Origin of the sequence: Neisseria shayeganii 871, assembly GCF_000226875.1 — a bacterium.
Classification (GTDB): domain Bacteria; phylum Pseudomonadota; class Gammaproteobacteria; order Burkholderiales; family Neisseriaceae; genus Eikenella; species Eikenella shayeganii.
Map to the genome: position 1 here is coordinate 2155154 of NZ_JH164926.1, position 20032 is coordinate 2175185.

Consider the following 20032-nt stretch of genomic DNA (forward strand, 5'->3'; position numbering starts at 1 on the left):
CAGCCTGCGGGAGGCAGGCCGCCATCCTACCATGGCGGCCTGCTACGGCATCAAACAATCTTCACTGCCGGCACCGCAATCACGGTGCGGCTGATTTTCTCTTGGGAAGGCAGCACATTGGCCTGGCCGGTGAGGATTTTGTCGCCGTTTTGGTTGACCACCACGGTTTCCAGCGCCACCCGTTTTTTTGCTTCGTCACGCGACACCACGGTCAGGGTGACGGTTAAGGTGTCGCCGATGTACACCGGCCGGCGGAACTGCAGATCCTGGCCCAGATAAATCGTGCCCATGCCGGGGAAGCGGGTGCCGATGACGGCGGAAATCAGGCCGGCGGTAAACATACCGTGCGCAATCGGCTTTTTAAACATGGTACCGGCGGCGTATTCGGCGTCCAAATGCGCCGGATTGGTATCGTGGGAAACCGCCGCATACAGCACCACATCTTCCTCGCTTACCGTGCGGCTCTGGCTGTAGCTTTGGCCGATGGTCAGTTCGTCAAACGTAAAATTGCTGATGATGTCGCTCATGGTACGCTCCTGATGAAGGTTGGGAAGACAAGGCCTCGAATGTTGCCGTAAAGCCGGCGGTTCGGCAAGTATGGCGGCTTTCAGGTAGCCTGCCGTTTAAGGCTATAATCCGCCCTTATTTCTGAATCAAGCAAACACCATGAACATCATTGCCACCCTCGCCACCGAATTAAACGCCACCGCCGCTCAAATCCAAGCCGCCGTCCAATTGCTCGACGACGGCGCCACCGTGCCCTTTATCGCCCGCTACCGCAAAGAAGCCACCGGCGGACTGGACGACACCCAATTGCGCACTCTCGCCGAGCGTCTGCAATACCTGCGCGAATTGGCCGAGCGCAAGCAAACCGTTTTAAAAAGCATTGAAGAACAAGGCAAACTCACGCCCGAGCTTCAAGCGGCCATCGAAGCGGCCGACAACAAAACCGCGCTCGAAGACCTCTACCTGCCCTACAAACCCAAACGCCGCACCAAAGCCCAAATCGCCCGCGAAAACGGTTTGCAGCCTTTGGCCGACAGCTTATTGCAGAGGCCGTCCGAACACCCCGAAACCGCCGCCGAAGCCTATCTGAACGAGCAAGTGCCCGACACCAAAGCCGCGCTCGACGGCGCGCGCGCCATTCTGATGGAACAGTTCGCCGAAGATGCCGAACTCATCGGCAACTTGCGCGAAAAACTGTGGAACGAAGCCGAAATCCATGCCCAAGTGGTTGCCGGGCAAGAAGAAAGCGGCGAAAAATTCAAAGACTATTTCGACCACCGCGAACCCGTCCGCAACATGCCCAGCCACCGCGCGCTGGCCGTATTGCGCGGCCGCAACGAAGGCGTGCTGCAAGTCGCCCTCAAATACCAGCCCGACGAAACCCCGATTACCGAGCAGAGCGAATACGAAAAAATCATCGCCAAACATTTCGGCATCGCCGATCAAGGCCGCCCCGCCGACAAATGGCTGCGCGACACCGTGCGCCTCACATGGCGCGCCAAAATCTTCCTCTCGCTGGAGCTTGAAGCCTTAGGCCGTCTGAAAGAAGCCGCCGACACCGACGCCATTACCGTGTTCGCCCGCAACCTCAAAGACCTGCTGCTCGCCGCCCCAGCCGGCCGCCTCGCCACCATGGGCCTCGACCCCGGCTTCCGCACCGGCATCAAAGTGGCCGTAGTGGACGACACCGGCAAGCTGCTCGATACCGCCGTCGCCTATCTTCATCAAGAAAACAACGCCTTGGCCACCCTTGCGCGCCTTATCAAACAACACGGCGTGAAACTGATTGCCATCGGCAACGGCACCGCCAGCCGCGAAACCGACAAACTCGCCGGCGAATTGGTCAAAGGCCTGCCTGAAATGGGACTGCACAAAATCGTGGTCAGCGAAGCCGGCGCATCCGTTTATTCCGCCTCCGAACTGGCCGCCAAAGAATTCCCCGAGCTAGACGTTTCCCTGCGCGGCGCCGTCTCCATTGCCCGTCGCCTGCAAGACCCGCTGGCCGAATTGGTAAAAATCGACCCCAAATCCATCGGCGTCGGCCAATACCAGCACGATGTCAACCAAAGCCAACTCGCCAAATCGCTGGATGCCGTGGTGGAAGACTGCGTGAACGCCGTCGGCGTGGACGTGAACACCGCTTCCGCCCCCCTGCTCGCGCGCATTTCCGGCCTCAACAGCACGCTGGCGCAAAACATCGTTGCCTACCGCGACGAAAACGGCGCGTTCGACAGCCGTAAAAAACTCCTCAAAGTACCACGCCTCGGCGAAAAAACCTATGAGCAGGCCGCCGGCTTCTTGCGCATCAACGGCGGCAAAGAACCGCTGGACGCATCCGCTGTCCACCCCGAAGCCTACCCCGTCGTCGCCAAAATGCTCGACGACCTCAAACTCAACGCCGCCGACCTCATCGGCAACCGCGAAAAAATCAAACAAATCAAGCCCGCCAGCTACACCACCGACCAATTCGGCCTGCCCACCATCATGGACATCCTCGCCGAACTCGAAAAACCCGGCCGCGACCCGCGCGGCGAGTTTCAGACGGCCACCTTTGCCGAAGGCATCAACGAAATCAGCGATTTACAAGTCGGCATGATTTTGGAAGGCGTAGTGAGCAACGTCGCCAACTTCGGCGCATTCGTCGACATCGGCGTCCACCAAGACGGCCTCGTCCACATCTCCGCCTTGTCGAATCGGTTCGTTCACGACCCGCGTGAAGTCGTCAAAGCCGGCGACGTAGTTAAAGTGAAAGTGCTGGAAGTCGATGCCGCCCGCAAACGCATCGCCCTAACCATGCGCTTGGACGACGAAGCAGGCAGCGGTTCGGCAAGAAGCGGCAGGCTACCTGAAAACGGCCTCGGCAAGCGCCGTTCAGGCAGCCCGCAACACCAACGGCAGCAAAAACCGATGGGCAACACCGCCATGGCCGATGCATTTGCGAAATTGAAAAAGTAATTTTATCAATACGATATTGCCAAGATGTTCAAGATGGGAAAATCCAGCCAGCCTCAAAAAATCGTTGAATTTTTACAAGCCAACCCGCTACAGAAATTCACCGCACGCCAAATCGCCCAGGCCATTACGGAACAATATCCGCATGACTATCAGAATAAAAAATCTAAATTTGCCGATGAGAAAGCATTTATCCAACAAGTCGTGTCGGAAATCGGTTCACACAAAAGTTCCGTGCTGAAATTATGTCCCGCCATCCGTATGCAGGACAAACCGCGCCCGCGTCTGTTTTGGTTTGATCCGAGCCACCAGCAAGATAATGGGTTGGTTGTGGATGAATCCGCCTATGCCGCCTCGGAGCAAGACCTGTATCCTTTGATGATGCGTTTTTTGTCCTCGAATTTAGGTTTATACGGTTTGCGAATTGACGAAAAACGCTCCAAAAACAATCGTGGCAGCAGAGGCAACCATTGGTTGCATCCGGATATTGTTGCAATGCAGGCATTGGATAAAGCATGGCAGCACGACGTGCGCCAATGCGCCCAATCGGGTGCGGGACAACATGTGCTGTTGTGGTCGTTTGAAGTAAAGCGGGAACTCAATGGCAGCAATGTGCGGGAAAGCTTTTTTCAGGCAGTCAGTAATTCTGGTTGGGCCAACGAGGGATATCTGGTCACCACGGCAATTGTCGGTGAACATACCGAGCAAGAATTACGCATTTTGTCAGCCTTGCACGGCATCGGTGTGATCATTTTGAACACCCAAGAATGGAACGACAGCGAGATTTGGCTGCCCGCCAAGCGCAAAGAACAAATTGACTGGCAGTCGGTCAATCGCATTGTGGAACAAAATACCGATTTCCAAACATTTATTGAGTATGTGGCCATTTATTTTCAATCGGGAAAAATCGTTGAAAACAATTGGAATCAATGAGGAAAATACGATTCTATGCATTGATTCCGATATTGCTGACACTCCATCTCTGCCAGCTAATCCGGCATTCAAGTTGTGATGTATCCAAATAAACAGGCTCGGCATCAAACAGATGCCACTCAAAAAAGCAAATGTGCACCATGACCGACAACACACTCATCCTCTACACCACTTCAGACGGCTTATCCCAATTCGTTTTGCGTGAATTGGGCGGTCAGCTTTGGCTGACACAGTTGGAAATAGCCGAACTGTATCAAACCAGCAAGCAGAATATCAGCAAGCATATCTCTGCTGTTTTGGCAGAAGGTGAGTTGCAGGAAAGTTCAGTTGTCAACTCACAGTTGACAACTGCTTCTGATGGCAAAAACTACCAAACCCAGCTTTACGCGCTGCCGATGATTATCGCCGTCGGCTACCGTGTGCGCTCTTCACGCGGTACACAATTCCGCCAATGGGCGACGCGCACTTTGGGCGAGTATCTGCAAAAAGGCTTTGTGCTGGATGACGAGCGCCTGAAAAATCCGCCGCTCGGCACATTGCCTGCACCGGATCATTTTGATGAATTGCTGGAACGCATCCGCGATATCCGCGCCAGCGAAAAGCGGGTGTATCTGCGCGTGCGTGAGATTTTAAAGTTAATCTAAGGCATATGTTTTTTTCCCTTCCCCCGCGCCCAGCCCAAGCGCATCACCCGCAGGCTACCTGAAACACCCCCGTCGCTGCTGACCTTTGTTATGACCGCAACCGCCATCGAAACCCATCCGCTGCCGCCCTTTGTTCCCGCCAACGCCAAACTGCTGATGCTCGGTTCTTTCCCGCCGCCGCGCTCGCGCTGGAAGATGGATTTTTATTATCCCAACTTTCAAAACGATATGTGGCGGCTGTTCGGTTTGGTGTTTTTTCAAGATAAGGATTATTTTGTCGAAACCGGTGGGAAAGCGTTTAAAGAGGCGCTGTTGCGGGCGTTTTTGGCACAGCGCGGCATTGCCATCAGCGATGCCGCATATCGGGTGATCCGCTTGCAGGGCAATGCGTCGGACAAGTTTTTGCAGATTGTTGCGCCGGTGGATTTGGCGGGTTTGCTGGCGCAGATGCCGCAATGCCAAACGCTGATGAGCACCGGCGACAAAGCCACGGAAACGCTGCTGTCTTTGCTGCCGCCGGGCACGGCCAAGCCGCCAATCGGCGGTTTCACGGAGGCGGAGTATGCGGGGCGCTCTTTACGGCTCTACCGGATGCCTTCGTCTTCGCGGGCTTACCCTTTGGCTTTGGAGAAAAAGGCGGCGGTTTACGGGCGGTTTTTTGCGGAAATCGGTTTGTTGTGAGCGCTGACGTCACGCCGCTTGCCGACACAGCAAAATCAGCACCGGCTAGGCCGCGCCAAACCATAAAGGGCTACCTGAAAGCGTTTCAGGTAGCCCTTTCTGCTATCGGCGGTTTTTACAGGCCGCCTTGGCCGATGCCGTTGGCAATGTCGCGCACGGCGCTCACGTAGAGGCGGCTGTGGTTGTATTGCCAAATGCTGTAGAAATTGTTCAGGCCGATGTAATACTCGAAGCGCTCGGGGGCGACTTCCAAACGGAAGAGCACGGCTTTTTCATGGTCGGCCACGGCTTCCAGCGGCACCACGCCCATTTGGCGCAGCTGGCCGACGGTGTAATTGAGTGCGGTTTTTTCTTCAATCAGCGCCAAAAGCTGCGGGGTGGTTTCAGCCAGCGACACGGGCACCATCACGCGGCCGCCGGTCTGCCAGCCGTGGGCTTTCATGTAGTTGGCCACTGAGGCGGCCACGTCGGGCACGCTGCCCCAGATATTGCGCTGGCCGTCGCGGTCGTAGTCCACCGCCCATTTGCGGTAGCTGGAAGGCATAAACTGCGGCATGCCCATGGCGCCCGCGTAGCTGCCCATAAAGCTGAAGGGATCGCGCCCTTCTTCTTTGGCCATCAGTAGGAATTCGCCCAGTTCTTTTTGGAAAAACTCTGCGCGGCGCGGGTAATCAAATCCTAGGGTGGGCAGGGAGTCGGCCAAGCGGAAGCTGCCCATATTGCTGCCGTAGTTGGTTTCGATGCCGATGATGGCCACGATGATTTCGGCCGGCACGCCGTATTCGCGGGCCACTTGGTCGATGACTTGGCGGTTTTGCTGGTAGAAGCGGCGGCCGCCGTTGATTTTGCCGCTGCCGGCGTTGCCGCGGCGGAACTCGTACCACGGGCGGGACGTGCCGGGGCGGTTCATGATGCTGATGATGTTACCTTTGTATTGCGCGCGCTCGAAAAACTGCTGCAGTTCGGCTTCGCTGTAGCGGCCGTGGCTGGCCTGATGGCGGATGAATTGCTGCACATTGGCGTTTTGCGGGAAGCCGGTTTGGGCAACCGGTGCGGCGTTGGGGTCGAAGACGGGCGGTTTCGCCGGTGCGGCGGGTGCCGGGCGGGCGGATACGACCGGATCGCTGGCCTGCTGGCTGCGGCAGGCAGTCAGGGCCAACACGGCCGCACTCAGCAGCAAGACGGTTTTTGTTTTCATGGGAACCTCCGAAATGGGAAAGCCCGTTGTCGGAATGCAGGCGGTGGGCGCCGCCAAACGGGCTGAATGTTTGGCACGCCGCGGCGGGTGCGGGGCCGAAAATCAAGACGCTTCAAGTCTGACGGACATGATGAGACCTTTGCAAAATCCCCGGATGTGGATGCAGTTCAAGGCGTAGCAGCGCAGCGAGCGTGAACGCCAGGAATCCCTGTGGGACAGACATATCATCTACAAGGCTAAGCGAGCGAGCAGTACCCCTAGGGCATAAACGCACAACGCAGAAATACGCCGCAGATGGGGGCGTTGCAAAGGTCTCAGGATGGCGGGAATCGGCAGCAGTGTAACAGCCTGCCAAAACGAAGGCTACCTGAAAGCGTTTCAGGTAGCCTGCCGCCATGCGGATATTTCGGTGCTTAGCGGTAGCTGCGGCACTTAATATCGCGGTCGGTACAGAAGATGGCGTTTTGCTGGGCGGTACACGCTTGGCGCACGCGGTGGCGGGCCACGCCTTCGTTTTGTTCCAAGGCTTCGTAATTTTTGCCGAATACCGACACGCTGCAAACATAAGTGGCCGGAGTTTGGCGGCGGTTTTCGATGATGATGTGCTGCTGTTGGCGGTTTTGCTGTTCCAGCGTCAGCACGCGGCGGCTCAGTTCTTCCACCCGCTGCTCCAAATACAGCAGACGGGCGGCGGTGTCTTGGCCGTTATCCGCCAGCGTCAGGGCGGGGGCGGCGAGGCCGGCGGCCAGCAACAGGCTGATGCATACTTTTTTCATTTCGTTTGTCCTTTTGGTTGGATGGAGCGGAAAATCAAGGGGCGCGATGGTGCCTGCATCGCACGTTAATATCCAGCAGGCTTGCTTATAAATTGTTATAAAGTTTGCAAAGAAGGGGTTAATCTGAAATTTTATGCCTACAAAACGGCAGGTATCGGCTTTCAGGTAGCCTGCCGCGCCACCGCCCTGCCCCGCTGCCGACAGACGGAAACGGAACACAATGCAAAGCCTGCAAATCCTTGCCGCAATTCCGTTATAATGCCGCGTTTCGGTATGCTTTCCATACAGACTGTATTCGGTTTATGAGCCCCTCCCCTTCTTCCGGCAAAACCCCGCTGGCCAAGCGGCCTTGGTTTGCCTTCCTCAGCTCCATGCGTTTCGCGGTGGCCTTGCTGTCTCTGCTGGCGCTGGCTTCCGTCATCGGCACCGTGTTGCAGCAAAACCAGCAGGAAATCGGCTATGTGGTGGAATTCGGCCCGTTTTGGGATCAGATTTTCCGCTTCCTCGGCCTCTACGATGTGTATTCCTCGGCTTGGTTTGTGGCCATCATGGCCTTTCTGATGCTGTCCACCGGCTTGTGCCTGTGGCGCAATATCCCGCCCTTTCTGCGAGAAATGCGCTCTTTCCGTCTGAAAGCCACCCGCCAGTCGCTGGCGCATATGCAGCATACCGCCCTGCTCGAAAAAGCGCCCGCACCCGATGTGGCGGAACGCTACCTGAAAGTTTCCGGTTTTTCGGTCAAACAGCAGCCGCGCGAAGACGGCAGCCTGCTCTTGGCCGCCAAAAAAGGGGCGATGAACAAATGGGGCTACATCTGCGCCCACGCCGCCATCATCGTGATTTGCCTGGGCGGCCTGATCGACAGCAATATGGGGCTGAAGCTGGGCATCCTTTCAGGTAGCCTGAAACCGGACAAAACCGCCGAATTCGCCAGCGATTTCGCGCCCGAAAGCCGTTTGGACAGCGGCACCCTGTCGTTCCGCGGCGATGTGAACGTGCGCGAAGGGCAAACGGTGGACAAAGTGTTCCTCAACACCGGCGAAGGCATGCTGGTGCAGGAATTGCCGTTTACGGTGGAGCTCAAGCAGTTTCACGTGGATTTCTACGACAACGGCATGCCGCGCAATTTCGCCAGCGACCTGGTGGTGACCGACAAAAAAAGCGGCGAAGTCTTCCACCCCACCGTTAAAGTCAACCACCCGTTTACCCTGCACGGCATCACGGTGTATCAGGCCAGTTTCGGCGACGGCGGCTCCGGCCTCAATTTCCGCGCCTGGAATCTGGGCAGCCCTTCCCCGCTGGCGGCCGAGTTGAACGCCACCTCCATGAGCAGCTTCCCGCTGCATCTGGGTCAGGGTCAAACCGCCAACTACACTTTGGAATTCAACGAGCTGCGCCCGATGAATGTGGAAGACGAAGAACGGCCGCAAGCCGCAGCCGGCGGTTTGAGCCAAAGCCTGCAGGACGCGCGCAGCGTGCGGCAGGAGAAAACCCTGCGCAACGTCGGCCCCACCATCACGTTCCGCGTACGTGACGAAGCCGGTCAGGCCAAAGAATACGTCAACTACATGCTGCCCCTGCTGCGCAACGGCGACTACTATTTCGCCACCGGCGAACGCGCGGCTTTGGATCAGGAATACCGCTGGCTGATGATTCCGGCCGACCTCAACGGCAAACCCGATACCTTTATGCACCTGCGCGCCGTGCTGCAAAACCCGCAGCAGCGGCAGGCGGTAATCGAACAAGCAGTGGCCGGCATGGAAGACGACACGCAAGCCCGCTTCCGCGAAGCGCTGGGCAATGTGCTGGAACTGTTTGCCCGCGAAGGCTATACCGGCCTCAACGATTTCGTGGCCGCCAAAATCCCCGCCAACGAGCAGGAGCGCATGCGCGAACTGTTTTACCAAATGCTGTTCGGCGCCGGCAATCTGGCGCTGGATCAGGCACTGGCCCAACAAGGCGCGCAATGGCCGCAAAACGAAGCCCGCCACCGCTTCCTGCTCAACAGCTTCGATGCCTACACCGGCCTCACCCGTTTCGATTCGCCCGTGCTGCTGCAGCTGGGCGGCTTCAAGGAAGTGAAGTCTTCCGGCCTGCAGATGACCCGCTCGCCCGGCCAAGGCTTGGTGTATCTGGGTTCCGTGCTGCTGGTATTGGGCACCGTCTTTATGTTTTACGTCCGCGAAAAACGCGCCTGGCTGCTGTATGAAAACGGCGGCGTGCGCTTTGCCATGAGTTCCGGCCGCCACGGCCGCGAGCTGGACACCGAATTTCCGCAACACCAAGCCCACCTCGCGCGTCTGGCGCAGGAGTTGAACCATGAATCATCCTAAATCCCCCTCCCTGCCCGCCGGTTTGGCGGCCACGGAAACACAGCCTGCCGCCAAACACGAGCTGCTGCAGGAGCGCCGTTTCTGGCGCAAACTGGGCGCGGCCGACTGGCTGTTTGCCGTGCTGATGGCCGCCGTGGCGGTAGCGGTGCACCTCATCCTGCCGCACCACATGGACATTTACGAAGTCTGCATCTTGTGGAGCAGCGCCGCCGCTGCCGTGGCGCTGGGCTGGTTTTTCAAACCGCTGCGCTGGTATATCCCGCTGTGCATCGCGCTGGCCTATGGCGCGGTGCTGCTCTACGGCGGCCACATTGAGCAGGCCGACAACCGTTTTCTGTTGAAATACTTTTTGAGCAGCCAATCGGCCATCGGCTGGCTGTGCGCACTGGTCATCATGGCTTGGGGCTGCTATGCGCTGGGCCTGTTCGGCAAACGGCATGGCGATTCCGCCACCAACACCCTGCTCGAGATGGGGCGCAACCTCAGCTGGGCGGCTGCCGTGGCCGGCTTGACCGGTATGCTGGTGCGCTGGCACGAAAGTTATCTGTTGCGCCCGGATGCCGGACACATTCCGGTTTCCAACCTGTATGAAGTGTTTATCCTGTTCATCGTCATCACCGGGCTGATGTTTTTGTATTACGAAGGCAAATTCAAGCTGCAGCGGCTGGGTGTGTTTGTGTACACCCTGCAGCTGATTTTGGTGGGTTTCGTGTTGTGGTACAGCTTCAGCCGCAACGCCCACCAAATCCAGCCGCTGATTCCGGCTTTGCAGTCTTGGTGGATGAAAATCCATGTGCCGGCCAATTTCATCGGCTACGGCGCTTTCTGCATGGCCGCCTTTCTCGGCGTGGCCGAATTGCTGAAACTGTACCGCCCGGCGCTCAAACTGCCGGAAACCCATGTGATCGAAGAGGTGATGTATAAAGCGATTGCGGTCGGTTTCCTCTTTTTCACCATCGCCACCATTCTCGGCGCATTGTGGGCCGCCGACGCCTGGGGTCGCTACTGGAGCTGGGATCCGAAAGAAACCTGGGCCTTTATTGTGTGGCTCAACTACGCGATCTGGCTGCATTTGCGCCTGGTGGCCGGTTGGCGCGGTGCGGTGCTGGCTTGGTGGGCGATTGTCGGCTTTTTCATCACCGCTTTCGCTTTTGTCGGCGTGAATATGTTTTTAAGCGGCCTGCATTCTTACGGCGGGCTGTAAACAACAGGCTACCTGAAAGCCGTGCCGCTTTTCAGGTAGCCTGTTGTTTTTCGCATCATCATTCATCCCCTTTCCCTGCTGCCGCAATACAAAGGAACCCCGATTTATGGATTTCAGTTGGCTGGCCGACCCGGTAACCTGGCTGGGCTTCGCAACCCTGATTATTTTGGAAGTGGTGCTCGGCATCGACAATTTGGTGTTCGTGGCCATTCTCGCCAACAAGGTGAAACCGGCCCACCGCGACCGTGCGCGCATCACCGGCCTCGTGCTGGCCGTGCTGATGCGCTTGGTGATGCTCGGCTTTATGGTGCAGCTGATGCGGCTGACCGCGCCGCTGTTCGAAATCAACGGCCATGCCGTTTCCGGCAAAGACATGATCATGTTTTTCGGCGGCCTGTTCCTGCTCTATAAAGCCACCACCGAGCTGCACGAACGCCTGGAAGGCGTCAACCACTACACCGTGGCCGAGCAGCACAAAGTCCATGCCCCTTTTTGGGGCGTGGTGGCGCAGATTCTGGTACTCGACGCCGTCTTCTCTATCGACGCGGTGATCACCGCCGTCGCCATGGTGCAGCACATCGAAGTGGCCATGGCCGCCGTGGTGGTGGCCATGGGCATGATGATTTGGGCCAGCAAACCGCTCACCGAGTTTGTCGATAAACACCCCACCGTGGTGATGCTGTGTTTGGGCTTCCTGTTGATGATCGGCTTTTCGCTGATTGCCGAAGCCTTCCATGTGGAAATCCCCAAAGGCTACCTGTATGCCGCCATCGGCTTCTCCATCCTGATCGAAATCTTCAACCACATTGCCCGCCGCAACACCGACAAAAACGCCTACAGCGGCAGCTCCTGGCGCAAGCGCACTGCCGAAAACGTGCTCGGCATGATGGGCATCCGGGAAGCCGTGCTGGCCAAAGCCGGCGAAACCGACAACGACGGCTATTTTGAAGAAAACGAAAAATCCATGATCCGCAGCGTGCTCACCCTGGCCGAGCGCCCCATTCCCGGCGTGATGATTCCGCGCCGCGACATCGAGCGGCTCGACATCTCGCAAAGCAAGGAAGAACAGAAAGCCCAGCTGCAAAACACCCCGTATTCCCGCCTTTTGGTGGTGGGCAAGGCCGGCGCCGACGAGCCCTTGGGCTACATCAACAAAAAAGATCTGCTCAACCAGCTCTTGGACGAAGGCGAAATCAACATCCAAGCCGCCCTGCGTCAACCCTTAATTCTGCCCGACAGCGCCAACGCTCTCTCCGCCATCGAGCAGTTCCGCCGCAGCAGTGCCGATTACGCGCTGGTGGTGGACGAATTCGGCGCCGTTCTCGGCATGGTGACCATGAAAGACCTGTTGGAAACCATTGCCGGCGAATTTCCCGAAGCCTTCGAGCGCGAAGACAGCCCCAGCCTGCAAACCAATGCCGACCACAGCCTCACCGTGGACGGCAGCTTGGAATACGTGGAACTTGCGCCGCAGCTCAACCTGCCGCCGCAGGAAGAAGATGCCGACTACCACACCGTGGCCGGCCTGATGATGGAGGAGCTGCAAAGCATCCCCGATGTCGGCGATACCCTCGATTATTACGGGTGGCGTTTCGAAGTGCTGGAAAAAGAAGGCCAGCGCATCGAGCGGGTGAGAGTCAGCAAACTGCCGGACGAGGATTGAGCCGCTCCGGTTGCCAAGCGCCCTTTCAGGTAGCCTGAAAGGGCGCTTGGCTTGTTTGGGCCCATGCCGGTGCCCAGCTTAGCTGCAATCCCAAGTGTAGAGCACGCGCGAAAAATCGCGGCGGCGCAAATCGTCGGGGCGGATAAACAAATGGGCAATGCCGGCATCGCCCCACATCATCAGCTCGGGCGGCTGGCTGTCGAGCTGCACCAATTGCACGTAGGCCATTTCCTCGGCGCTGAGGCGCGGGTCGTCCTGCGTGAAGGTGGGGTAGCCGCCCACGCGGTTGCCGTTGCCTGCGAATGCTGCCAAATAAGCTTCGGCAAAGGCATCGAATTCGTCGTCAATCCAGTTGTCAAAATGAATGTCGGGTGCGCCCTCGCCTTTCAGGTAGCAGGTGCGGTCGTCCAGGGTAGGAAACTGCACGCCGGCCTCGAAACGGATGGCGCAGGGCTGTGTGAACGGCAGACGCGGCGGGCGCGCAAAACTGCGTTTCAACTTTTGCCACAGCCCCTGCGCGGGCGGATTCAGCGGCGGCAGAAAAGAAAAATCGCGCACCAGCGCCGCGTCGTCGGCCAGCACTTCGGGGTAATAGCAGAGGCGGAAAGCGCTTTGATCGGCGGGGTGGTCGAAATTGGCGCCCCAAGTCCAAGTGGCCTCGACAAACCACTGCAAAATGCCCTCGGTGGGAAAGTCGGGCAGGGGTGGCATTTCGGCAAAATTGATTTGCAAGAGCAGATACAGCGGCTTGCCGTCCGCACTGTGCGGGTAGGCCGCCCATGCGGGCAGATAGGGCAGGCCGCCGAGCTTGCTTTGGCGCCAGCCCAAGTCGGCAGCGGGGTGCAGGCTGATTTCGGCGGTGGGTTTGGCCGCCGCCAGCAGGGCGCTTTGATAGGGAGTGAACGCGGGGTGGTTTAAGGCGGCGCGATTCATCATACAAACCTCCGTTGGCAGGCCGGAAAAGCTTTCAGGTAGCCCGAAGGCTACCTGAAAGCGTTGCGTTTGCGAAGCGGGAAAGCTCAGCTTCTGGCCTTAAAGCTGAGCAGATGGCGGCTGCCGGCCAGCCAAGCGCCCAGCGCGCCCAAGCCGCACACCACGGCAAACACCACGGCGATTTCCCAGCCGTGGAAAAAACGCCAGTCCAAATGCAGGCCGTAGGGGCGGAAAATGCGGTTAATCAGCGGGCGCGTGGTCTGCACCAGCCAGCCGCACAAGAGCAGGCTCAGGCCGGCGGCCAGGGCGCTCTGCCACACGGCCTGATAAATAAACGGGCGGTGGATAAACGAGGCGGGCGCCCCCAAGAGTTTGGTGATTTCGATTTCTTCCTTGCGGCTGAGGATTTGCAGGCGGATGGTGTTGTGCGCCACCAAAACAAAGGCCACGCCCAAGGTGAGCGCCAGAAAACGGAACACCTGATGGACGAAGGTATTGATTTGGTAGAGTGTTTGCATCCACTCGGCATCCATCTGCGCGCTGTCCACCTGCGGCAGGGCGGCCAGGTCTTGCTGCAGCGCGGTTTGTTCTTCGGGCGTGAGGCCGTCCCGCGGGCTAACGGCAAACACGTCGGGCAGCGGATTGCTGTCGAGCATGGACACCAAATCCTGCCCTTGGAAAGCCTGTTGCAGTTCGCGCATGCCTTCCTGTTTGCTCACGAAATCCGCCTTCTCGATGCGCGGATCGGCCGACAGTTTGGCGCGGATGTGCTCCGCCGCCGCGCTGTCGGCTTCGTGGTTGAGATAGAGGGTGATTTGCGGCGCTTCGTTCAGCCGCCCCAACACCGCGCCGCTGCTCTGCACGCCCAAATACAGGGCCAGCGGCAGGGTCATGGCCACGGCCAACATCAGCAGCACCAACAGCGTGCCCAGCGGCTGTTTGAATAAGGCTTTGAAAGCCTGCAGGGCGGCTTCGAGATGCAGGGAAAGATAATGTTTCATGCGGCAAACCTGCCTTCCTGCAGGCGCAGGATGCGGTGGCCGTAGTCGGCCATCAGGGTTTCGTCGTGGGCGGCCACAATCACGGTGGTGCCGGCTTCGTGGAAGATCTTGAACAGCTCCATGATGTCCAAGGCATACGCGCGGTCGAGGTTGGCCGAGGGCTCGTCGGCAATCAGCAGGCCGGGCTGGTGCACCACCGCGCGGGCGATGCACAGGCGCTGCTGTTCGCCGCCGGAAAGGGTGATCGGATCGGCCAGTTCGCGCCCGCCCAAGCCCACTTTTTCAATTGCAATCCGCGCGCGTTTGTCGGCGGTTTGGCGGTCGTAACCGATGATGCGCAGCGGCAGCAGCACGTTTTGCAGCACGTTGCGGTCGAACAGGATTTTGTGGTCTTGAAACACGATGCCGATGTGTTGGCGCAGATAGCCCAAGCGCTGGTCGGACAGGCTGCCGATTTCCTGATTGTTCATCCACACCTTGCCGGAAGTGGGTTTGGTGATGCCGGCAATCAGCTTGAGCACGGTGGATTTGCCGGCGCCGGAGTGGCCGGCCACAAAAATCATCTCGCCTTTATTGATTTGAAAGCTGACGTTTTTGAGGGCATGAAAGCCGCCGGGGTAGGTTTTGCAAACTTGTTCGAAACGGATCATGAAGCAATGGATTCCTGTGGGAGAAGGCGGCGGTGCCGGCCGCAGCCGTCGGCCGTCGGTGCGCCGAGGCAAATAAGGCAGTGATTATAACGGCAATTCGAGCCGCCGCCCAATGCCGCCAGCACCGCCATCGGCAGGCCGACGGCATAGGCTGCCGCAGCGTGAATTTTTCTCCGCGTTTCCTGGAAAAAAAAGCAATGAACTGCCAATCCCGCTGCACCCTGTTTGCCGCCGTCAGCGCCGCCGTTTCCGGCTAAAACCTTATGAAATATTGCCTTTACGCCTTACCCACAAAAGCTGTGGATAACTTCGTGGAAAACCATGGGGCAGTGCGCGGAATGCTTGAAAAATCAGGCTTCGGCTTGGTTTGCCCAAAAAATTGTCATTTTTGAAAAAATTATTGCTATTTAATAAGTTATATTGTTTTTCAAGCTGTCAAGCCGGTCGGGCGGCTGCCTGGACGACCGCATAAAAAACAGAGTCCGTCAATGTGGATAAACACAAAAAATTTCCCCGCCTTGGCTTGACAAAAATGCAAAGCGACGTAAATTGCCGCCCCATCTGGTTTTTTCCGATTCGGCCCGAAACATGATTGCTGCCCATCCCGTCTGCCGCCCCGCTGCCTGGCTGTTTTGCCGCGTGATCGACAATTACGGCGACATCGGTGTGGCTTGGCGTTTGGCCTGCCGTTTGGCCGAAGCCGGCTTTCAGGTAGCCTTATGGCACGACCATCCGCCCTCGCTGGCGGCTTTGTTGGGCGGGCAGCCGTTGCCGCCCGACATCCGTGTGCACGCTTGGCAGGGCGACAATGCCGCCGGCTTGGCGGGAGAGGCGGCCGCGGCCGTGCCGGCGTTGGTGGTGGAAACTTTCGGCTGCGATTTGCCGGAGGCGGTGTTGGCGCACGTCCGCCGCAGCGGTGCTTTGTGGCTCAACTGGGAATACCTGAGCGCGGAGGACTGGGCCGAGGCCATGCACGGCAAGCCGTCTCTGCAGGCCGACGGCACGGACAAATATTTTTGGCTGATGGGTTTCAGCGCCGAGAGCGGCGGCCTGCTGCGCGAAAACGCTTATGCCGAACGGCGGCAGGCGTTTTTACAGGATGCGGCCGCCCAAACGGCGGTGCGCACGGCTTTGGGGCTACCTGAAACGCCGCCTGCCGCCTGCCGCTGGCTGTTTTTCGGCTACGACAGCCCGGTTTGGGCAGAATGGCTGGCCGCTTGGCAGGCTTGGGGGCAGGCGGCGGAATGGTGGCTGGCCGGGCACCAGATTGCCGACAGCCTGAGGCGCAGCGGTGCGGTGCCCGAACACGCCCTGCGTCAAGCCGGCGACGTGTGGCAGGCGGGAACGGTGCGGCTGGTGCGGGTGGATTTTGTGCCGCAAAGCGAGTTCGACAAAGTGTTGTGGTTGGCCGACGGCGTGACGGTGCGCGGCGAAGACAGCTTTGTGCGCGCCCAGCTGGCCGGCAAGCCGCTGCTGTGGCACATTTATCCGCAGGCGGAAATGGCGCATGCCGACAAGCTGCATGCCTTTTGGCAGAAAATGTATGCCCGTTCGGCCGGTGCGGCTTGGCAGGCGCCGCACCAACAGCTGTCGGACGAACTCAACGGCATCCATGGCCTAAGTGAGGAGCAATGCATCGCTGCGTGGTCGGCCCTGCTCAACCGCCTGCCCGAATGGCGGCAGGGCACGGCGGCTTGGCAACAGCATTTATTGGCGCAAGCGGATGCGGTCAGCCGCCTGCTGCAACGCTGGCCGCTGGTGCGGCAGGCTACTTGAAACCCCTGGTTTCGGATACCGTCCGGCAATGAAGCCCAAACGGGCCAACCGAGTCAGCGCCGTCCGCTTTCAGGTAGCCTGAGACCTTTGCAAAACCCCCAGATGTGGATGCAGTTCAAGGCGCAGCAGCGCAGCGAACGCAGACATATCATATAGATAGGCAAGCGAGCGAGCAGCGCACAACGCAGAAATGCGCCGCAGATGGGGGTTTTGCAAAGGTCTCAGACTGTTGTCCGTTTTGACCGGTTTTGGCAGCCGTTAACCGTATTGCACCGACCACGCCACTTCGCCGCCGGCGCGCATCGGCACCAAGCGGTCAGCGCCCATGGGCACGCTGTCGGGCACGGTTTGCGCCTGTTTCACCAAGGTAAGGCGGCCGTGGTTTTCCGGTAGGCCGTAGAAGCGGGCGCCGTTTTGCGAGCCGAAGGCTTCCAGCTTGTCCAAGGCGCCGGCCTGCTCGAACACTTCGGCATACAGTTCGATGGCAGTGGCGGCGCTGAACATGCCGGCGCAGCCGCAGGCGTTTTCTTTGGCGTGTTGCGGGTGCGGGGCGGAATCGGTGCCGAGGAAGAATTTATGCGCCTGCGGGCCGGTAACCGCCGCCACCAGTGCTTGGCGGTGGCTTTCGCGTTTGAGCACGGGCAGGCAGTAGTGGTGCGGCCGCACGCCGCCCACCAACAGGTCGTTGCGGTTGAGCATCAGGTGCTGCGGGGTCACGCTGGCGGCAATATTGTCGCCCGCTTCGCACACCAAACGGGCGGCTTCGGCGGTGGTGATGTGCTCGAACACCACTTTCAAATCGGGCACTTCGGCCAGCACCGGCTTCAAAATGCGTTCGATGAACACCGCTTCGCGGTCGAAAATGTCGATGTCGGCATCGGTGACTTCGCCGTGCACCAGAAAACGCAAATCCTGGGCGGCGATTTCGCGCAGCACCGGCAAGAGCTTGAACAAATCGGTGACGCCGGAATCGGAATTGGTGGTGGCGCCGGCGGGATAGAGTTTGAAGGCCACAATGCCGGCCGCTTTGGCTTCGCGCACGGTGTCGGGCGTGGTGTTGTCGGTGAGGTAGAGCGTCATCAGCGGCTCGAAAGTGCTGCCTGCGGGCAGGGCGTCGAGAATGCGCTGTTTGTAGGCCAAGGCGTCGGCCACCTGCGCCACCGGCGGTTTGAGGTTGGGCATGATGACAGCGCGCGCCATCTGGCGGGCGGTGTAGGGCAGCACGGCGCGGAGCGCTTCGCCGTCGCGCAGGTGCAGGTGCATGTCGTCGGGTTGGATCAGCTGGAGGGTTTGCATGGGAATCTTTCGGTGTTTCGGTAGGGGTTTCAGGTAGCCTGAGGGGTGCGAGCACCGGGCTTATTTGTGGCGCACCACCAAGGTAAATACGCCGTTATCGGCGGTGGAGGACAAGAGTTCGTGGCCGGTTTGGCGGCAGAAGGCGGCGAAGTCGTCGGGCGCGCCGGCATCGGTGGCCAGCACAGTAATCACTTGGCCGCTTTCCATTGCCGCCAGCGCTTTTTTGGTACGCAAAATCGGCAGCGGGCATTTGAGGCCGCTTAAGTCTAAGGTGAGTGGGTTCATGGCAGTCGGCATGGGGTTGGGTGGAAAAATATGCCGAATTATAGCCGATTGCGCAAAGCCTGAGACCTTTGCAAAACCTCCAGATGTGGATGCAGTTCAAGGCGTAGCAGCGCAGGGAACGTGAACGTCAGGAATCCCTGTGGGACAGACATATCATATAGATAGGCAAGTGATCGAGCAGCACACAACGCAGAAATGCGCCGCAGATGGGGGTTTTGCAAAGGTCTCAGCCTGCCGTCCCCTGATCGGGTGTTCAGGTAGCCCGAGACAAGAGGCTACCTGAACACCGTCTGTTTTTCGCAAAGCCCCTGCCACCCGCCAATCCGCTATAATCGCGCCTCAGATTTTTCCGCTTTTTATCGAAGGACACCGCATGAAACTTCTCGTTATCGGCAGCGGCGGCCGCGAGCACGCCCTGGCCTGGAAATTGGCGCAGTCGCCCAAGGTGGACACCGTCTTTGTCGCCCCCGGCAATGCCGGCACCGCGCAAGAGCCGAAGTTGCGCAATCTGGCCCTGAGCAGCCATGCCGAGTTAATCGATTTCTGCCGCCGCGAACAAATTGCCTTTACCGTGGTCGGCCCCGAAGCCCCGCTGGCGGCCGGCATGGTGGACGACTTCCACGCCGTCGGCCTGCCCATTTTCGGCCCCACCCGCGCCGCCGCCCAGCTGGAAAGCTCCAAAGACTTTGCCAAAGCCTTTATGGCGCGGCACGGCATTCCCACCGCCGGCTACCAAACCTTTGCCGAAGCCGAGGCTGCCCATGCTTATGTGGACGGCAAAGGTGCGCCCATCGTGATCAAGGCCGACGGCCTGGCTGCCGGCAAAGGGGTGGTGGTAGCGATGAGCCTGGCCGAAGCCCATGCCGCCATCGACGATATGCTGTTGGGTAACAAAATGGGCGCCGCCGGCGCACGGGTGGTGATTGAAGACTTTTTGCAGGGCGAAGAGGCGAGCTTTATCGTGATGGTGGACGGCGAACATGTGCTGCCGATGGCCACCAGCCAAGACCACAAACGCCTGCTCGACGGCGACCAAGGCCCCAACACCGGCGGCATGGGCGCCTACAGCCCGGCGCCGGTGGTCACCCCCGCCGTGCATCAGCGCGTGATGAACGAAATCATCCTGCCCACCGTGCGCGGCATGCAGGCGGACGGCACGCCGTTTACCGGCTTTCTCTATGCCGGCCTGATGATTGATCACAGCGGCGCGCCCCACACCATCGAATTCAACTGCCGCTTCGGCGACCCCGAAACCCAGCCCATCATGAGCCGTTTGGACAGCGATTTGGCCGACTTGGTGGCCGCCGCCTTGGCCGGCCAACTTGACACCGTCAGCGCCCAATGGAATCCGCAAACCGCCGTCGGCGTGGTGTTGGCGGCCGCCGGCTACCCCGACAGCCCGGAAAAAGGCGAGGTGATTCACGGTTTGGCCCAAGCGGCCGAGACCGGCGGCAAAGTGTTCCACGCCGGCACCGCCGATAAGGGCGACGGCCAAATCGTCACCAACGGCGGCCGCGTGCTGTGCGTGGTCGGCCTGGGCGACGATGTGGCCGTGGCCAAAGCCCGAGCCTATCAAGCCTTGGCACCGATTCGCTTCGACGGCATGCAGTACCGGCAAGACATTGCCGACAAAGCCATCCGCCGCGGTTAAAGCCGGCGTTACAACAAAGCTGCCGCATCGTTTTCAGATGCGGCAGCTTG

General features: G+C 59.1%; 19 protein-coding genes and 2 pseudogenes. 10 read left to right on the forward strand and 11 right to left on the reverse strand.

Translation table 11 applies throughout. The annotated features are described in order from the left end of the window. Positions 1–50: 50 nt before the first annotated feature. Entirely contained in the window at positions 51–527 is a 477-nt protein-coding gene (locus tag HMPREF9371_RS09965) for a MaoC/PaaZ C-terminal domain-containing protein (protein ID WP_009119996.1), read from the reverse strand. 139 nt (positions 528–666) lie between these two features. On the opposite strand from HMPREF9371_RS09965, the gene HMPREF9371_RS09970 reads away from it, so the two are divergent. The 4 genes and pseudogenes from HMPREF9371_RS09970 to HMPREF9371_RS09985 all read left to right on the forward strand — a co-directional run bounded on the left by HMPREF9371_RS09970 (position 667) and on the right by HMPREF9371_RS09985 (position 5216). Beyond that, positions 667–2961, forward strand: a complete 2295-nt coding sequence (locus HMPREF9371_RS09970) for a Tex family protein (protein ID WP_009119997.1) — start codon at positions 667–669, stop codon at positions 2959–2961. Positions 2962–2994: 33 nt separating this feature from the next. Continuing rightward, the gene (locus HMPREF9371_RS09975; RefSeq protein WP_040660488.1) at positions 2995–3891 is read left to right on the forward strand and encodes a COG2958 family protein; all 897 of its coding nucleotides are present in this window, start codon (positions 2995–2997) and stop codon (positions 3889–3891) included. Between the two features lie 140 nt (positions 3892–4031). Then, positions 4032–4529 (forward strand): annotated as a pseudogene (locus HMPREF9371_RS09980) (virulence RhuM family protein); the annotation flags it as partial. Positions 4530–4625: 96 nt separating this feature from the next. Continuing rightward, the gene (locus HMPREF9371_RS09985) at positions 4626–5216 is read left to right on the forward strand and encodes a uracil-DNA glycosylase family protein (protein ID WP_009120001.1); all 591 of its coding nucleotides are present in this window, start codon (positions 4626–4628) and stop codon (positions 5214–5216) included. A 115-nt stretch (positions 5217–5331) separates the two neighbouring features. On the opposite strand, the gene mltB is transcribed toward HMPREF9371_RS09985, so the two are convergent. From mltB to HMPREF9371_RS10000, 3 genes and pseudogenes are all read right to left on the reverse strand, one after another. Further along, on the reverse strand, positions 5332–6414 hold the full coding sequence (gene mltB / locus HMPREF9371_RS09990) for a lytic murein transglycosylase B (RefSeq protein WP_009120002.1): 1083 nt from the start codon (positions 6412–6414) through the stop codon (positions 5332–5334). 112 nt (positions 6415–6526) lie between these two features. Then, a pseudogene (locus HMPREF9371_RS13690) lies at positions 6527–6723 on the reverse strand (ATP-dependent exonuclease). Between the two features lie 104 nt (positions 6724–6827). Beyond that, positions 6828–7190 carry a hypothetical protein gene (locus HMPREF9371_RS10000; protein ID WP_040660490.1) on the reverse strand — a complete coding sequence of 121 codons (363 nt, stop codon included), beginning with the start codon at positions 7188–7190 and terminating at the stop codon, positions 6828–6830. Positions 7191–7492: 302 nt separating this feature from the next. On the opposite strand from HMPREF9371_RS10000, the gene HMPREF9371_RS10005 reads away from it, so the two are divergent. The 3 genes from HMPREF9371_RS10005 (at position 7493) to HMPREF9371_RS10015 (ending at position 12390) form a co-directional block, all read left to right on the forward strand. Beyond that, entirely contained in the window at positions 7493–9523 is a 2031-nt protein-coding gene (locus HMPREF9371_RS10005) for a cytochrome c biogenesis protein ResB (RefSeq protein ID WP_009120005.1), read from the forward strand. Continuing rightward, on the forward strand, positions 9510–10727 hold the full coding sequence (ccsB, locus tag HMPREF9371_RS10010; protein WP_009120006.1) for a c-type cytochrome biogenesis protein CcsB: 1218 nt from the start codon (positions 9510–9512) through the stop codon (positions 10725–10727). Before HMPREF9371_RS10005 ends, ccsB begins: the two co-directional genes overlap by 14 nt. A gap of 106 nt (positions 10728–10833) precedes the next feature. After that, positions 10834–12390, forward strand: coding sequence for a TerC family protein (locus HMPREF9371_RS10015; protein ID WP_009120007.1), 1557 nt, complete (start codon positions 10834–10836; stop codon positions 12388–12390). 78 nt (positions 12391–12468) lie between these two features. On the opposite strand, the gene HMPREF9371_RS10020 is transcribed toward HMPREF9371_RS10015, so the two are convergent. The 3 genes from HMPREF9371_RS10020 to HMPREF9371_RS10030 form a co-directional block, all read right to left on the reverse strand. Then, entirely contained in the window at positions 12469–13326 is an 858-nt protein-coding gene (locus tag HMPREF9371_RS10020; protein ID WP_009120008.1) for a YwqG family protein, read from the reverse strand. Positions 13327–13409: 83 nt separating this feature from the next. Further along, positions 13410–14324: a permease-like cell division protein FtsX gene (gene ftsX, locus HMPREF9371_RS10025; protein ID WP_009120009.1), complete on the reverse strand. Its 915-nt coding sequence runs from the start codon at positions 14322–14324 to the stop codon at positions 13410–13412. Next, positions 14321–14974, reverse strand: a complete 654-nt coding sequence (locus HMPREF9371_RS10030) for a cell division ATP-binding protein FtsE (RefSeq protein ID WP_009120010.1) — start codon at positions 14972–14974, stop codon at positions 14321–14323. The genes ftsX and HMPREF9371_RS10030 overlap by 4 nt, the downstream gene beginning before the upstream one ends. Positions 14975–15054: 80 nt before the next feature. Between HMPREF9371_RS10030 and HMPREF9371_RS12635 the strand changes: the two genes are divergently transcribed. Both HMPREF9371_RS12635 and earP read left to right on the forward strand, forming a co-directional pair. After that, the gene (locus tag HMPREF9371_RS12635; RefSeq protein WP_009120011.1) at positions 15055–15231 is read left to right on the forward strand and encodes a hypothetical protein; all 177 of its coding nucleotides are present in this window, start codon (positions 15055–15057) and stop codon (positions 15229–15231) included. Between the two features lie 331 nt (positions 15232–15562). Continuing rightward, positions 15563–16750, forward strand: coding sequence for an elongation factor P maturation arginine rhamnosyltransferase EarP (gene earP / locus HMPREF9371_RS10035; protein ID WP_050797922.1), 1188 nt, complete (start codon positions 15563–15565; stop codon positions 16748–16750). A 69-nt stretch (positions 16751–16819) separates the two neighbouring features. On the opposite strand, the gene HMPREF9371_RS13695 is transcribed toward earP, so the two are convergent. The 4 genes from HMPREF9371_RS13695 to HMPREF9371_RS13950 are packed head-to-tail and all read right to left on the reverse strand — an operon-like array spanning position 16820 to position 18552. After that, positions 16820–16966: a hypothetical protein gene (locus HMPREF9371_RS13695; RefSeq protein WP_009120013.1), complete on the reverse strand. Its 147-nt coding sequence runs from the start codon at positions 16964–16966 to the stop codon at positions 16820–16822. 42 nt (positions 16967–17008) lie between these two features. Next, a complete protein-coding gene (gene pyrC / locus HMPREF9371_RS10040; protein WP_009120014.1) occupies positions 17009–18046 on the reverse strand; it encodes a dihydroorotase in 1038 nt (345 codons plus the stop codon). Between the two features lie 60 nt (positions 18047–18106). Further along, positions 18107–18331, reverse strand: a complete 225-nt coding sequence (locus tag HMPREF9371_RS10045) for a sulfurtransferase TusA family protein (protein WP_040660493.1) — start codon at positions 18329–18331, stop codon at positions 18107–18109. Positions 18332–18369: 38 nt separating this feature from the next. Then, positions 18370–18552 carry an ATP-dependent exonuclease gene (locus HMPREF9371_RS13950; protein WP_083814009.1) on the reverse strand — a complete coding sequence of 61 codons (183 nt, stop codon included), beginning with the start codon at positions 18550–18552 and terminating at the stop codon, positions 18370–18372. Positions 18553–18704: 152 nt separating this feature from the next. Between HMPREF9371_RS13950 and purD the strand changes: the two genes are divergently transcribed. Further along, positions 18705–19982 carry a phosphoribosylamine--glycine ligase gene (gene purD / locus HMPREF9371_RS10050; RefSeq protein ID WP_009120016.1) on the forward strand — a complete coding sequence of 426 codons (1278 nt, stop codon included), beginning with the start codon at positions 18705–18707 and terminating at the stop codon, positions 19980–19982. Positions 19983–20032: the final 50 nt, after the last annotated feature.